Below are 14,036 nucleotides of genomic sequence, written 5' to 3' on the forward strand. Positions count from 1 at the left end.
GCCCGGACCGCCCGTGCCCGGCGCCGGCGCGCGGCCCCGGCAGGAAACCCGTGCGGCCGGGTAGGCGGCAGGCATGAGCCCCGACGTAGACCTCACCGTCCCGACGCCCGGCCCGCACCCCGTCCGCAACGGCTTCCTGGAGCTGGACCGCCGGCTGTTCGAGGCCGTCGCCGCCCGCCCCTGGCCCGGTGCCGACCGCCTGCTGCCGCGCCTGAGCCGCAGCGCCAACCACGGCGTGCTGTGGGGTGTGGCCGCCGCCGCGCTGGCCGCCTCCCGCACCCCGAGGGCCCGCCGCGCCGCCGCCCGCGGCCTCGCCTCCCTCGGCCTGGCCTCCCTGACCATCAACACCCTGGGCAAGCGCACGGTCCGCCGCCCCCGCCCGGCGCTGGACCCGGTGCCGCTGGTGCGGCGGCTGAAGCGGCAGCCGGTCACCACGTCGTTCCCGTCGGGGCACGCCGCGTCGGCCGCCGCGTTCGCGACCGGCGTGGCCCTGGAGTCCCCGGCCTGGGGCGCGGCGGTGGCGCCGGTGGCCGCCGCGGTCGCCCTCTCCCGCGTCTACACCGGCGTGCACTTCCCCAGTGACGTGCTGGCCGGCGCGGCCCTCGGCGCGGGCGCCGCGTTCGCCGTACGGGGCCTGGTGCCGACGCGCGCCCAGGTCGTCCCGCCGGCCCGGCCCCGCGCGGACGTGCCCGCGCTGCCCGAGGGCGAGGGCCTGGTGATGGTCGCCAACACGGCCTCCGGCACGGCGGACCGCGTCCGGGCGCTGTGCGACGCGCTGCCCCGGGCGGAGATCGTCGAGTGCGCGCCGGAGGAGGTCGGGACGGAGCTGGAGAAGGCCGCCGGCCGCGCCCGGGTGCTCGGCGTGTGCGGCGGCGACGGCACCGTGAACGCCGCCGCCCGGATCGCCCTGCGCCACGGCGTGCCCCTCGCCGTCCTGCCCGGCGGCACCCTCAACCACTTCGCGTACGACCTGGGCGTGGAGGACGTGCGGGACCTGTGCCGGGCGCTGACCCGGGGCGAGGGGGTGCGCGTGGACGTGGGCCGGTTCTCCTCGGGGACGCAGGAGGGGATCTTCCTGAACACCTTCAGCCTCGGGGTGTACCCGGAGCTGGTGCGCGAGCGGGAGCGCTGGTCGCACCGGATCGGCGGCTGGCCGGCCGGGGTGCTCGCGGCCGTGCGGGTGCTGCGCGCCGACCGCCACCCGCTCCAGGCCGAGGTGCGGGGCCGCCCCCGCCCGCTGTGGATGCTGTTCGCCGGCAACGGCACCTACCACCGCATGGGTCTCGCCCCGGGCCGCCGGGTGGACCTCGCCGACGGGCAGCTCGACGTCCGGGTGGTGCACGGCGGCCGGCGGCCGGCCCTGCGGCTGCTGTCGGCGGCGCTCGCCGGCCCGCTGACCCGCTCCCCCGCCCACGCCGCGGTCCAGGTGGGCCGCCTGCGCCTGGCCGGTGTCGCGCCGGGCACGCTGCTGGCGTACGACGGCGAGATCACCGAGACGCAGGGCGACCTGACGCTGGAGAAGCTGCCCGAGGCGCTCGTCGTCTACCGTCCCCTGCCCGGGAGCTGACACAGCGTCAGTCCATATCGCGATACGCGAGTCTCACCATGTGGTGTGCGGGCGTACGGTGATGCCGTCGCGGCGTCCGGGGGCACGGCGTCCCCGGAGGCCGGCGCGACCGGACACCGACGAGGGGACCAGCCATGCCGAAGCCGCGGGAGACCGCCGTCTACACCCACGGACACCACCCGTCCGTGCTGCGCTCGCACACCTGGCGCACCGCCGAGAACTCCGCGGCGTACCTGCTGGGCTCGATCAGGCCCCACATGAAGATCCTGGACATCGGCTGCGGCCCGGGCACGATCACCGCCGACCTGGCGGCCCTGGTGCCGGACGGGCACGTGACCGGCGTCGACCGGGCCCCGGAGATCCTGGAGCAGGCCCGGGCCACGGCCACCGGGCGGGGGCTGGCCAACATCGACTTCGCCGTCGCGGACGTACACGCCCTGGACCACCCGGACGACACCTTCTGCGTCGTCCACGCCCACCAGGTGCTCCAGCACGTGGGCGATCCGGTCCGGGCCCTGCGCGAGATGCGGCGGGTGACGAAACCGGGCGGCTTCGTCGCCGTCCGCGACTCCGACTACGCCGCCATGACCTGGTACCCGGCGTCGGCGGGGCTGGACGCCTGGCTGGACCTGTACCGCCGGGTCGCCCGCGCCAACGGGGGCGAGCCGGACGCCGGGCGCCGGCTGAAGTCCTGGGCCCTGCGGGCGGGCTTCACCGACGTCACCGCCACGTCCGCCACCTGGACCTTCTCCACCCCCGAGGAGCGGGAGTGGTGGAGCGGGCTGTGGGCGGAGCGCACCGTGGCGTCCTCGTACGCCGAGCGGGCCGTCGAGGGAGGCCACGCGACCGAGGCGGAGCTGCGGGCCGTCTCGGCCGCCTGGCGGGAATGGGGAAAGCAGCCCGACGGCTGGTTCAGTGTGCTGCACGGAGAGATTCTGTGCCGAAAAGAAGCCTGATCTGAAGATTACGGGAAACAAGTACGACAGGAGGTTCACATTATGGTTCCGCTTCTGCTCGTATTGCTTCTCGCGCTCATTCTCTTCGGTGCCGGATTCGCCGTGAAGGTGCTCTGGTGGGTCGCCCTGGCCGTCCTGGTGCTGTGGCTGCTGGGCTTCCTGGTCCGCGGCACGTCCGCAGGCGGTGGCAGGGGGCGCTGGTACAGGTGGTGAGATGGTGAGGTGGTGACAGGAGGCCGGGCTGCCCCGGGAGGCTCACTCCCGGGGCAGCAGCGGTCCGAGCGGCCCGAGGTCCAGGTTCAGGTCCTCGGGCCGCAGTCCGTAGCGCTCGCGCAGCTCGGTCATGCGGTCCTCGAGCAGCATGAGGGTGAGCCCGATGCGTTCCTCCTGCTCCTCGGTCAGGTCTCCCTCGTCGAAGCGGCGCAGCGCCTGGCGCTCCATGAGCTGGCGCAGCAGCTCCACCACGGTCAGCACCAGCTTGATCAGATCGCGTTCGACCGTGTCGGGTTCGAGGTCGACGCGGTTGCGGCGTTCGGTCACCTCACTCCCCCCACGGCGACGGTACGTTGGCGTTGACCGAGCTGATCAGCGCGTTGAGGTCGATGCGGACCAGGTCGACGTCCGCGATGCGCAGCGTGATGTCCCCCGTGATGACCACTCCGCCGGCCAGCAGCCGGTCGAGCAGGTCCACGAGGGCGATCTCACGGCGCTCGACGACGGTCATTTCCCCTCCCCCGCGGTGTCTTCCGGATTCCGCGCCGCGTCCGTCGCGTCCGTCGCGTCCACCGTGTCCGCCGTTTCCGCCACGCCCGCCGCGCTCTCTTTCCCGGTGTTCCCGGTGTCCTCTCCGGCGAAGGAATAGGCGGCCCAGGGGCCGGTGAGTTCCACGCGAATTCCCGGAGCCTCGTCCTTCGTGCGGTCCACCATTTCCACGAATTCCTCGGAAACGTCCCGCCGCACCAGATAGGCGGCGTTGAGAACGTTCCGGCCGGCGGCGCCGGAGAGCGCGGCGTTCTGCGGCGCGTGCAGCCGGTTGTCGTCGGCCCGGGCGGACAGGGTGCGGTGCAGCCGCGTCGCGAACTCCTCGGCGCGCTGCCACATGTCCTCGTGGGCCCGCGTCCGCATGCTCCGCAGGCGCAGGTAGTCACGCCCCGACGCCGGCTTGCCGGCCGGCCGCGCCGCCGAGGCGCCCTGCTGGGGGTCGCTCTCGACGTACACCTTGACGCCCCATTCCACGCGCCCCTCCAGCCGGTCGAGGGTGCGGCGGAAGTACTCCTCCCGTTCCTCCATCATCACGCGGACGCCGCTGTCGTCCCGGAAGACGGTCGCGAGCCGGAGCGGCAGCGGCGTGGTGACGGCGGTGAGCGCGTCGATGACCTGCTGGTGGGCGCGGGCGGTCGCGGCCAGCCAGTCCAGGTCCTCCAGATGGGCCCGCAGCGCCTCCTCGGAGAAGTCCGCCTCGGGCACATGGCTGACGACGGCGACCAGCCCGTGGTGGTTCAGCACTCTGGGCGGATCACCCGAGACCCCCGTCAGCTGGGACTGAAGGGCCGCGCCGAAGGGACGGCAGACGGCGTAGACGTACCGCAGTCCGGTCATGGTGCCTCCTCCGGTGCGCGGCCCGGCTCCAGTTCCGCCAGGCGTGCGCGCAACTCGGCGTTCTCCCGGGCGAGTTCCTTGTGCCTGGCGTTCGAGGAGAGCGCCGGGTCGCTCTCCCACCAGTCGATGCCCATTTCCTTGGCCTTGTCGACCGAGGCGACGATGAGCCGCAGTTTGATCGTGAGCAGCTCGATGTCGAGCAGGTTGATCCTGATGTCGCCCGCGATGACGACACCCTTGTCGAGCACCCGCTCCAGGATGTCGGCGAGGTTGGCACCCTGTCCCTGGCCATAGGGTTCGGGCAGCCGGCCGGGGGTCGTCATCGGCGGCTCCCCCGCCCGGCGTACGCGTCCTCGTCACGGTCCTCGTACTCGGCCTCGGCCTCCTCCTGCTCGGGTTCCTCCTCGTACGCGTCGTCCTCCTCGGCGTACGGGGCCTCCCCTTCCTCTTCTTCCTCCTCCTCGTAGTCCTCGTAGTTCTCGTGGCCCTCGTAGTCCTCGGCGTCCTCGTACCGGTCGTGGTCGCCCTGGTCCTCGGCGCCCTCGGCGTCCTCGTACCGGTCGTGGTCGCCCTGGTCCTCGGCGCCCTCCCGGCCCTCGGCGTCCGTGTCCCGGCCTTCCCGTTCCCCGCCTTCCGGCTCCCGGCCTTCCCGTTCCTCGCCTTCCTGTTCCTCCGCGACGGCGTCCTCGTGGCTGCGGACGACCTCGCCGTCGCGGATCTCACCGCGCCAGCCGTCCTCCGCCTCGCCCTTGAGGGTGATGTAGCGGACGAAGTTCTTCAGGTCGAGACGGGCCCGGCGGCCCTGGGCGCGCCAGAGGTTGCCGGTCTTCTCGAACAGGCCCTTGGGGTAGTACTCGACGACCAGCAGGACGCGGGTGAGGTTGTCGGCGAGCCGGTGGAAGGAGACGACGCCCTTCGTGGTGCCCTTGGCGCCCTCCGACGTCCAGGAGATCCGGTCGTCGGGGATCTGCTCGGTGGTCTTCGCCTTCCAGCTCCGGTTGGACCAGAAGACCTTCAGCTGCCAGTCGGAGGTCGTGTCGTCGGCGCGGTTCGCGCTCTTGACGCCCTTGGCGAAGGTGCTGAAGTCCTGGTACTGCGTCCACTGGTCGTAGGCGGTGCGCAGCGGCACGCCGACGTCGGCGTACTCGATGATGACGGTCGGCTTGCTGCCCGCGCCGCCCTTGCGCTTGCCCTTGCCGCCGCCGAGGTTCTTCAGGGCGCCGACGACGTTGTCCTTGGCGCGCGAGGCGCCGAGTTCCAGCGCGGTGCGCAGAGGGCTCTTGCCCTGGGCGAGCTTGCGGCCGCCGTCGAGGGCGAGCCTGGCGAAGCCGGGGCTGTTGCCCTCGGCGATGTCGTTCAGTCTGACGGTGGTCTCGCCGAGCTTGCGGCCGACGCCGACCAGCAGGCGCTGGGCCTGCGCGGCGAGGTACTCCTGCGCCTCCGCCTTGAGCCGGTCGGCGGCCTCGCCGCGCACCACGTCGGCGAGGGGGTTGTCCTTCGCGGCCGACCGCGCCGCGGAGCCCGCGGAACCGAGGGTCTCCGTCATCGCTCACCGCCTCCCTTCGGCAGCCCGGCACGGGCGGACCGCCCCGCCGTCCTCCCGGACGCCGCGGTCTTCTTCGCCGCCGCCTTCTTCACGGGGGCCTTGCCGCCGGCCGCCTTCTTCGCGGGCGCCTTCTTCGCGGCCTTCTTCAGCGGGGCCTTCTTCTCCGCCCCCCGGCCGCGCGGCGCGCGCCGCTGCCCGGACCCGCGCCCGTCCTCCCGGCCCTCGCCGCCCCCGTGTTCCTCGTACTCGTCGTCGCCGTACTCGTCGTCGCCGTGGCCGTCGTCGCGGCTCTCGGCGTCCTCCGCGCCACGGGAACCGGAACCGCCCGCGCCGGTCGTTTTCGCCGCCACGCCCGCCAGCCGGCCGCGCACCTGGGAGGTACGGTCGTGGAGGCGGTCGGCGAGCGCGTCGAGCTGCCGCTCGACCATGGCGCCCGAGGCCGCCTTGCCGACCCCGCGCAGATCCTGCCGCAGCTGGTCCCCGATCTCCTTGAACTGCGGGTTGTTCTGGAGCTGATGGGAGACGAGGTCCGCGACCGCCCGCGGGCTCAGGTTCATCCGCTTGCCGGCGACCAGGGTGCCGACGGCGAAGGCGAGTTTCAGTTTCCTCGTGCGTCCCAGAAGGTATCCGGCCCCTACCGCGAGGCCCAGTCCTGCTCGATTCATGGTGCCGTCCCGTTGCCCGTTCCCGCGCTGCCGCGCGACGCGATCTCCAGCCGGTCCAGGAGTTCGTCCTCCTGCCGGTCGAACTCCTCCTCGCTGATCTCACCGGCCTCCAGACGCTCCTCCAGACGCGCGAGTTCGGCCCGGATCGTGGCGGGGTCGTAGTGGATCCGCTCCGCCTCCTGGAGCACCTGCTTGATGGCCCAGGCGCTGCCGCGCACCGGGGCGAACGGCAGCAGCAGCACCTCCGAGATCAGACCCATGCCGTCATCCCGCCCCGGTGCCCGCGCCGCCGGCCGCGGTGGCCGCGGGTTCGGCGGGGCCCGGATCGACGAAGCTGTACGGCGGCAACGGGCCGTTGACGCGCACCTCCAGGTGCGGCAGGTCCTTGCGGGCCTGCTCCACGGCGGCCAGGAAGCGCTCGGCGGAGCCGCGGTCCACCAGGAACGACACGTTGGCGAGCCAGCCCGTGGACTCCGGGCCGGTGCTCACGGCCTCGGCGGCCGGTTCCAGGACGCGCCGGAGGGCGGCGGCGTCCTCGGCCTCCCGGGCCTTGACCGCGCCCGCGACCATCTCGCCGAGCCGGATCTTGTCCTCGTAACTGCCGCCGCCCGCCTTGCGGTTGGCCTCGGCGAGCGCGCGGATCTCCGCGTTCTCGGCCATCACGTGGTGCAGGACGGCTTCCTCCACGTGGTTGGCCTTGACGTTGTACTCGACGCGGCCGTCCAGCACCCGCAGCCGCTCCCGGTAGTGCTCGGCGCGCTCGGCCAGCACCCCGGTGACGGCCTGGTCGTCCGGGGCGACGCTGCCGAACCGCATGGGCAGCACGCAGCCGCCCGCGCCCGCCTCGCTGAGCACGTTCTGGTGGGCGAGCAGGTCCTTGCGCTTGGGGCGCAGTCCCTCGGGCGCGTCGCTGACGACGGCCGCCAGCTCGCCCTCCCGCAGGATGCGCACGGGGCGCGGCGGGTCGCCGACGCCGCCCATGCCCTCGGGGAGCGAGGGGTGCGTGCTCGCGGTGATGCCGTAGACGTAGGTGCTCACTCCTGCTCCTCCCTCCTGCGGGCGGACGTGGTCTTGCGGGCGCGCGGCCGGGACTCGCCCTCGCCCTCCTCACGGGCCTGCTTGAAGGCGTCGGAGATGGTCTGGGCGGCGCCGGACAGCGCCCCCTTGGACTTGCCGCGGGCGCCGGACTCGGTGATCTGCCCGACCACGTCGGGCAGGCCGGGGCTCTTGCGCGGCCCGGACTCCAGGTCGAGCCGGTTGCACGCCTCGGCGAAGCGCAGGTACGTGTCGACGCTGGCGACGACGACCCGTACGTCGATCTTGAGGATCTCGATGCCGACCAGGGACACGCGCACGAATGCGTCGATGACGAGCCCCCTGTCCAGGACAAGTTCAAGCACGTCGTAGAGGCCGGAGCTCCCGCCTCCACCACCGGTCTGCTGTGCCGGTACGACAGTCATGCCGGCTGTTCCTCCCTTGGTGTGGGTGTGGGTCTGGATCCGGTCGGGCGGCCTAGCGGCCGCCGGGCCTGCGGGCGTCGGCCCGGCCGCGTTCGTAGCGGCCGGTGCGGCGGTACCCGGTGAGCTGACCGTCGTGGTCCAGCTCCACCTGGTAGGTCGCCATCAGGCTCATGGTGTCGGGCACCCGTTCGAGTTCGAGGACCTCGACCTCCAGCGCCCAGCCCTCCTCCGTCTGCTCGAAGGACGACACGGACTCGGCGGCCATCCCGGTGAGCTCCGCGAGCTGCTCGCGCGCCTGGCGCAGCACCTCCATGGGGCTCGGCCGGCGGTCCGCCGTGCTGTGCGTGGTAGTGCCGGTGTTGTCTTCCATCGCGTCGCGAGAACTCTCCACGTCGCGAGGACTCTGTGTGTTTCGTGAACTCTCTTGCCTGCTCTGTGGATCGGATGTGTTCTTCGTGTTCGTCATGGCCACCTCCCCCTCCGTGTGGCCGCAAGTGTGTTCGCCAAACCTCCACGAGCGCGTGCATCGGCCGGCGGTCGCGGTGTGCCTGCTCAAGCGGGGGCCCGGAGCGGCCGCGCGGCGCGTTCAGCCGCGCAGCGCGTTCAGCCGCGCAGCGCGTTCAGCCGCCGCCGGGCCGGCCCCAGGGTCCGCGCGCGGCTCATGGTCCCGGCCCAGGGGTCGGTGCGCGCCTGTTCGACGGCGTCGGCGATAGTCCAACGGCGGGCGTGCAGGCCGGGGTCGTCGAGCTGGGACCAGGACAGCGGGGCCGCGACGGGGGCGCCCGGCAGGGCCCGGACGGTGAAGGGCGCGACCGCGGTCTGCGCGTAGGCGTTGCGCTGGACGTCCAGGTAGAGCCGTTTGCCGCGGTCCTTCTTGCGGGCGGCGGTGGTGAGCCGGCCGGGGTGGGCGGCGGCGAGCGTGCCGGCCACGTCGTGGGCGAACGCCAGGACGTCGTCGTACTCCTGATGCCCCTTCAGGGGGACGACCACGTGCAGGCCGCGCGAGCCGGTGGTCATCGGCGCGCAGGGCAGGCCCAGTTCGTCGAGCAGCTCGCGCAGCAGCGAGGCGGCCTCCCGCACCGGGGCGAAGTCTTCGCCGGGAGGGTCGAGGTCGAACACCAGCCGGTCGGGCCGGTCGACGGCGCCGGTCCGGGACAGCCAGCGGTGCAGCGTGATCGCGGCCTGGTCGACGAGGTAGAGGAGGGTGGCCGTGTCGTCGCACACCGTGTGGCACACGGTGCCGCCCTCCTTCGCCACCTCGGCCCGGGCGATCCACTCCGGGTAGTGCCCGGGGGTGTTCTTCTGCATGAACCGGGGGCCGTCCAGGCCGTCCGGGTACCGCTCCAGCATGAGCGGGCGGCCCCGCAGGTGCGGCAGCATGAACGGGGCGACCGCCCGGTGGTAGTCGACGAGGTCGCCCTTGGTGTACGCCCCGGGGTGCCCGGCGCGCCCGTCGCCGGGCAGGAGCACCTTGTCCGGGCGGTGCACCTCGACGGTGCGCCGCCCGGCCCGCACGGTGCGGGTGGCCCCGTCACCGCTCACGGCACCACCGCCTGCTCCGCCAGCAGGCGGCCGGCCGCCGCGATCGACTCGGCGTCGATGCCCGCGGCGTGCAGCTGCTCGGCCGGGGACGCCGAGCCCGGCATCGTACGGACGGCGAGCCGCACCAGGCGCGGCACGGGCCGCCCGTCGCCGAACGCGTCGAGGACCGCGTCCCCGAGGCCGCCCTCCGCGCGGTGGTCCTCCACCGTCAGCAGGCAGCCGGTCTCCTCGGCGGCCTGCCGCAGCGTGGCCCGGTCGACGGGCTTGACGGAGTACAGGTCGATCACGCGCACCGGGATGCCCTCGCGGCCGAGCGCGTCGGCGGCGGCCAGCGCCTCGGGCACGGTGACCCCGGCCGCGACGAGGGTCATGCGGTCCTCGCCGGAGGAGCGCAGCACCTTGCTCCCGCCGACCGGGAACTCCTCGTCGGGCCCGTAGATCACCTCGCTCTTCCCGCGCGAGGTGCGCAGGTAGCGGATGCCGTCCAGGTCGGCCATCGCGGCGACGAGCCGGGCGGTCTGGTGGGCGTCGCACGGGTACAGCACGGTCGAGCCGTGGACCGCCCGCATCATCGCCAGGTCCTCCAGGCCCATCTGGCTGGGCCCGTCCTGGCCGATGGCGACGCCGGCGTGGGAGCCGACGAGGTTGATGCCGGAGCCGCTGACGGCGGCCATGCGCACGAAGTCGTACGCCCGCGTCAGGAAGGCCGCGAAGGTGGACGCGTACGGCACCCAGCCGCGGGCCGCGACGCCCACCGCGGTGGCGACCATCTGCTGCTCGGCGATGTAGCACTCGACGTAGCGGTCGGGGTGCTCCTTGGCGAAGAACTCGGCGCGGGTGGAGTCGCCCACCTCGCCGTCGAGGGCGACGACGTCGCCGCGCGCGGTGCCGAGCGCGGCCAGCGCCTTGCCGTAGGCGTCGCGGGTGGCGACCTGCTCGCCCTTGTCCCAGCGGGGCAGCTCGGCGTGCCGGGGCTCGACCGCGTGCAGGGAGCGCGCGGCCGGCGGTTCGTGCACCTGGACCCGGATGCGGCGGGGGCCGCCGAGTTCGGCGATCGCCTCGTCGGCGTCGGGCAGCGGCTTGCCGTGCAGGCCCTCGCGGTCCTCGACGCTCTCGACGCCCTTGCCCTTGAGGGTGCGGGCGAGGATCGCGGTGGGCTGGCCGCGGGTGGACAGGGCCTCGCCGTAGGCGCGGTCGACGGCGTCCACGTCGTGGCCGTCGACCTCGACGGTGTGCCAGCCGAACGCCTGGAAGCGGCGCGCGTAGGCGTCGAGGTCGTGGCCGTGCCGGGTCGGGCCGCGCTGGCCGAGCCGGTTGACGTCGACGATCGCGACGAGGTTGTCGAGGTTCTCGAACGCCGCGGCCTCGGCGGCCTCCCACACCGACCCCTCGGCCAGTTCGCTGTCGCCGCACAGCACCCACACCCGGTAGTCGGTGCGGTCCAGCCGCTTGCCGGCCAGGGCGATGCCGACCCCGACCGGCAGGCCCTGCCCGAGCGAGCCGGTGGCCGTCTCGACCCACGGCAGCCGCTGCGGCGTGGGGTGGCCCTCCAGCCGGCTGCCCAGCTTGCGGAAGGTGAGCAGCTCCTCGTCGTCGATGGCGCCGGCCGCCTTGTAGACGGCGTACAGCAGGGGCGAGGCGTGCCCCTTGGAGAAGACGAGGCGATCGTTGCCGGGGTGGGCGGGGCGGGCGAAGTCGTAGCGGAGGTGGTGCGCGAGGAGGACGGCCATCAGGTCGGCGGCGGACATCGACGAGGTCGGATGCCCGGAGCCCGCGGCGGCGGACGCGCGCACGCTGTCCACGCGCAACTGCTGGCCGAGTTCGACGAGTTCACCGGTGTTCATGAGTCTCCTTCCGCGGGGTGTCGGACCGTTCGGCGGGGCCGGGCGCGGAGCCGGGCGCGGTGCCGGAGCCGGGGCCTGGGCCGGGCGCGGTGCCGGGGGCGGGCCGCCCTTCCGGGAGTTCCAGCTCCCCCAGGCGCCTCGTGCGCCCGGAGGGCTCCGGGCCGCCGGTCCCCTTGGCGGGCGCCGCCTCACCGGGCCGTTCCCGGGCCGGTTCGCCACCCGGCCGGCCCTGTGCGGGCCCTGCGGACGCGGCGGACCCGGCGCCTGCCCGTCCCGCGCCGGCCGGCGTCCGCGCCGGCTCCGGGGAGGCCGTGTCCAGCGGCACCGACCAGGACCGTACGAGCCCCAACTGCACGGCCTGGCGCGGCAGTACCGCGTCCAGCAGCCAGTCCGCGGCGACCCGCACCCGGTTGCCGGGCATCGCCGCGAGGTGGTAACCACGGGTGACCGCGCCCGCCGCCGGGCCGGACAGGGCGACGCCGAGCGGGTTGGCGGCGGCCTGGGCGCCGCCGAGGTCCACGACGAAGCCCAGGTCGCGGTGGTGGTAGGGGCGCCGCCGGCCGCCCAGCCCCAGGGAGGCGGCGACGTTCTCGGCGCAGACCCTGCCGTGCCGCCAGGCGTGCTGCGCGGTCATCGGCGTGTACCGGCCGGGCTGGTCCAGGTCCGGCACGGCGGCCACGTCGCCGCACGCGAACACCTCGGGGCGGCCCGGCACCCGGAGGTGCGGATCGACGAGCAGCCGCCCGCGTTCCAGGGGCAGTCCCAGGGACTCCACGAGCGGATCGGGCCGCACGCCGACGCACCACACCAGAGTGCGGGACTCGACGAACTCCCCGTCGGTGAGCAGCACCCCCTCGTGCGTGGCCTCCTTCACGGAGGTCCCCGTCCGCACCTCCACGCCCCGCTGCCGCAGGACCCGGTCGGCGGTGGCCGACAGCTTCTCGTCCATCTCGGGCAGCACCCGCGGCGCGACGTCCAGCAGCATCCAGCGGGGCCGCACGCCCGCCGGCAGCGGGCGCCCGCGGACCTGCGCGTCGGTGAACATCTGGCCGTGCGCGGCGACCTCGGTGCCGGTGTATCCGGCGCCGACCACGACGAAGGTGCACCGGGCGGCGCACCGCGCGGGGTCGTCGTCGGCGGCGGCCAGTTCGACCTGCCGGGTCACGTGGTCGCGCAGGTACAGCGCCTCGGGCAGCCCGCGGAAGCCGTGGGCGTGCTCGGCGACGCCGGGGACGGGCAGCAGCTTGTTGACGCTGCCGGCGGCGAGCACCAGCCGGTCGTAGCGCAGGGTGCCGTCGTCGCCCTCGGGGCCGGTGTAGTGCACGGTGCGCTCGTCGAGGTCGATCCGGCCGGCCTCGCCCAGCACCAGCCGTACGTGCGGCAGCGTGGCGGACAGGGAGACGGTGATCCGGCGCGGTTCGAGTATCCCGGCGGCGACCTGGGGCAGCAGGGGCAGGTAGAGGAAGTGGTCGGTGGGGTTCAGCACGGTGATGTCGGCCTGGTGCCGGGTGAGCCGGGACAGGGTGCGGGCCGTCCGGTACCCGGCGAAGCCGGCACCGACGATCACGATGCGGGGTCGGCTCACGGTCTCGCCTCCGGGCTGTCGCGTACCTCGTGGGCCTTCCGCGTCCCCCTGACCAGGGCGCCCAAACGTCGGCGGGCCCCGCACCGGCCCTCACCGGCGGTTTCCGGACCGGCCCGCGGGTAACCCGGTGCCGGAACCACCCCCACATCCCTGGAGGCGACTCCTCATGCCCGAGTACGGCTACTTCCTCTCCTGCGAGCAGTACGGGCCCGCCGAGCTGATCGAGCAGGCGCGCATGGCCGAGCAGGCCGGTTTCCAGGCACTGTGGATCTCGGACCACTACCACCCGTGGAACGACGCGCAGGGGCAGAGCCCGTTCGTGTGGTCGGTGATCGGCGCGCTCTCCGAGGCGGTGTCGCTGCCGGTCGAGACGGCGGTGACCTGCCCGACCGTGCGGATGCACCCGGCGGTGGTGGCGCAGGCCGCGGCGACCAGCGCGGTGATGACGAACGGCCGCTTCCGGCTCGGTGTCGGCAGCGGCGAGGCCCTCAACGAGCACATCGTCGGCCACACCTGGCCGCCCGCGCACGTGCGCCTGGAGATGCTGGAGGAGGCCGTCCAGATCATGCGCCGGCTGTTCACCGGCGAGGAGGTCAGCCACCACGGCCCGCACTACACGGTGGAGAACGCCCGCCTGTACACCGTCCCGGACCAGCCCGTGCCCATCGACATCTCCGGCTTCGGGCCCGCGGCGACGGCGCTGGCCTCCCGGATCGGCGACGGCTACATCACGATGATGCCGGACACCTCGATGGTGGAGCGGTACCGCAAGGGCGGGGGCGGCGGAAAGCTGGTCAGCGGCGGCACCAAGGTCTGCTACGACACCGACCGGGACGCGGCGGTGCGGACCGTGCACCGGCTGTGGGCGAACGAGCTGCTGCCCGGCGAACTGGGCCAGGTGCTGCCCTCCCCCAAACACTTCGAGCAGGCGCAGACCCTGGTCACCGAGGACATGGTGCGCGAGAACCGGGTGTGCGGCGACGACGTGGACGCGCACGTGGCGGAGCTGAAGCGGTTCGCCGACGCGGGGTTCGACCGGGTCTACGTCAACCAGATCGGCCCCGACGTGCGCGGCTTCTTCGACTTCTACCGCACGAAGGTGCTGCCGCAGCTCCGGCAGGAGACCTGAGGCGGCGCCCGGGGCCGTGCCCGGGGCGGCGGCCCGTACCGGCGGGGGGGGGGGGGGGGCCGGCCCCCCCCCCCCCCCCCCCCCCCGCCCCCCCCCCCCCCGCCCGGGCGGGGGGCCCCCCCCCCCCCCCCCCCCCGCCCCCC

17 protein-coding genes are annotated in these 14,036 nt (G+C 74.0%); 4 read left to right on the top strand and 13 right to left on the bottom strand.

The features are described 5' to 3' along the window. Positions 1–73: 73 nt before the first annotated feature. The 3 genes from ABZ340_RS32675 to ABZ340_RS32685 all read left to right on the top strand — a co-directional run bounded on the left by ABZ340_RS32675 (position 74) and on the right by ABZ340_RS32685 (position 2,736). Complete coding sequence (locus ABZ340_RS32675) at positions 74–1,567, top strand: phosphatase PAP2 family protein (RefSeq protein WP_358785498.1); 1,494 nt, start codon at positions 74–76, stop codon at positions 1,565–1,567. A gap of 134 nt (positions 1,568–1,701) precedes the next feature. Then, positions 1,702–2,523 carry a methyltransferase domain-containing protein gene (locus tag ABZ340_RS32680; RefSeq protein WP_358785499.1) on the top strand — a complete coding sequence of 274 codons (822 nt, stop codon included), beginning with the start codon at positions 1,702–1,704 and terminating at the stop codon, positions 2,521–2,523. A gap of 42 nt (positions 2,524–2,565) precedes the next feature. Next, the gene (locus tag ABZ340_RS32685; protein ID WP_358785500.1) at positions 2,566–2,736 is read left to right on the top strand and encodes a hydrophobic protein; all 171 of its coding nucleotides are present in this window, start codon (positions 2,566–2,568) and stop codon (positions 2,734–2,736) included. A 42-nt stretch (positions 2,737–2,778) separates the two neighbouring features. On the opposite strand, the gene ABZ340_RS32690 is transcribed toward ABZ340_RS32685, so the two are convergent. The 13 genes from ABZ340_RS32690 to ABZ340_RS32750 form a co-directional block, all read right to left on the bottom strand. Beyond that, complete coding sequence (locus ABZ340_RS32690) at positions 2,779–3,063, bottom strand: gas vesicle protein K (RefSeq protein ID WP_358785501.1); 285 nt, start codon at positions 3,061–3,063, stop codon at positions 2,779–2,781. A 1-nt stretch (position 3,064) separates the two neighbouring features. Beyond that, on the bottom strand, positions 3,065–3,247 hold the full coding sequence (locus ABZ340_RS32695) for a gas vesicle protein (protein ID WP_358785502.1): 183 nt from the start codon (positions 3,245–3,247) through the stop codon (positions 3,065–3,067). Further along, on the bottom strand, positions 3,244–4,122 hold the full coding sequence (locus tag ABZ340_RS32700; protein ID WP_358785503.1) for a GvpL/GvpF family gas vesicle protein: 879 nt from the start codon (positions 4,120–4,122) through the stop codon (positions 3,244–3,246). The genes ABZ340_RS32695 and ABZ340_RS32700 overlap by 4 nt, the downstream gene beginning before the upstream one ends. Beyond that, positions 4,119–4,445, bottom strand: a complete 327-nt coding sequence (locus ABZ340_RS32705) for a gas vesicle protein (RefSeq protein ID WP_358785504.1) — start codon at positions 4,443–4,445, stop codon at positions 4,119–4,121. The genes ABZ340_RS32700 and ABZ340_RS32705 overlap by 4 nt, the downstream gene beginning before the upstream one ends. After that, positions 4,442–5,668 (bottom strand): SRPBCC family protein, encoded by a 1,227-nt coding sequence (locus tag ABZ340_RS32710; RefSeq protein ID WP_358785505.1) that lies wholly within the window; start codon positions 5,666–5,668, stop codon positions 4,442–4,444. Before ABZ340_RS32710 ends, ABZ340_RS32705 begins: the two co-directional genes overlap by 4 nt. Continuing rightward, positions 5,665–6,333 carry a DNA primase gene (locus ABZ340_RS32715; protein ID WP_358785506.1) on the bottom strand — a complete coding sequence of 223 codons (669 nt, stop codon included), beginning with the start codon at positions 6,331–6,333 and terminating at the stop codon, positions 5,665–5,667. The genes ABZ340_RS32710 and ABZ340_RS32715 overlap by 4 nt, the downstream gene beginning before the upstream one ends. Beyond that, on the bottom strand, positions 6,330–6,593 hold the full coding sequence (locus ABZ340_RS32720; RefSeq protein WP_358785507.1) for a gas vesicle protein GvpG: 264 nt from the start codon (positions 6,591–6,593) through the stop codon (positions 6,330–6,332). Before ABZ340_RS32720 ends, ABZ340_RS32715 begins: the two co-directional genes overlap by 4 nt. A gap of 4 nt (positions 6,594–6,597) precedes the next feature. After that, positions 6,598–7,371: a GvpL/GvpF family gas vesicle protein gene (locus ABZ340_RS32725; RefSeq protein WP_358785508.1), complete on the bottom strand. Its 774-nt coding sequence runs from the start codon at positions 7,369–7,371 to the stop codon at positions 6,598–6,600. Then, a complete protein-coding gene (locus ABZ340_RS32730; protein WP_358785509.1) occupies positions 7,368–7,793 on the bottom strand; it encodes a gas vesicle structural protein GvpA in 426 nt (141 codons plus the stop codon). Before ABZ340_RS32730 ends, ABZ340_RS32725 begins: the two co-directional genes overlap by 4 nt. 52 nt (positions 7,794–7,845) lie before the next feature. Beyond that, positions 7,846–8,259: a gas vesicle protein gene (locus ABZ340_RS32735; RefSeq protein ID WP_358785510.1), complete on the bottom strand. Its 414-nt coding sequence runs from the start codon at positions 8,257–8,259 to the stop codon at positions 7,846–7,848. A gap of 137 nt (positions 8,260–8,396) precedes the next feature. After that, on the bottom strand, positions 8,397–9,335 hold the full coding sequence (gene ligD, locus ABZ340_RS32740; protein WP_358785511.1) for a non-homologous end-joining DNA ligase: 939 nt from the start codon (positions 9,333–9,335) through the stop codon (positions 8,397–8,399). Further along, positions 9,332–11,179: a transketolase gene (locus ABZ340_RS32745; protein ID WP_358785512.1), complete on the bottom strand. Its 1,848-nt coding sequence runs from the start codon at positions 11,177–11,179 to the stop codon at positions 9,332–9,334. The genes ligD and ABZ340_RS32745 overlap by 4 nt, the downstream gene beginning before the upstream one ends. Then, positions 11,166–12,764, bottom strand: a complete 1,599-nt coding sequence (locus ABZ340_RS32750) for an NAD(P)/FAD-dependent oxidoreductase (protein ID WP_358785513.1) — start codon at positions 12,762–12,764, stop codon at positions 11,166–11,168. Before ABZ340_RS32750 ends, ABZ340_RS32745 begins: the two co-directional genes overlap by 14 nt. 166 nt (positions 12,765–12,930) lie before the next feature. Here ABZ340_RS32750 and ABZ340_RS32755 point away from each other — a divergent pair, with 166 nt between their 5' ends. Beyond that, positions 12,931–13,893, top strand: coding sequence for an LLM class F420-dependent oxidoreductase (locus tag ABZ340_RS32755; protein ID WP_358785514.1), 963 nt, complete (start codon positions 12,931–12,933; stop codon positions 13,891–13,893). Positions 13,894–14,036 lie beyond the last annotated feature (143 nt).

Origin of the sequence: Streptomyces sp. NPDC006134, from assembly GCF_040628835.1 — a bacterium.
Taxonomy (GTDB): domain Bacteria; phylum Actinomycetota; class Actinomycetes; order Streptomycetales; family Streptomycetaceae; genus Streptomyces.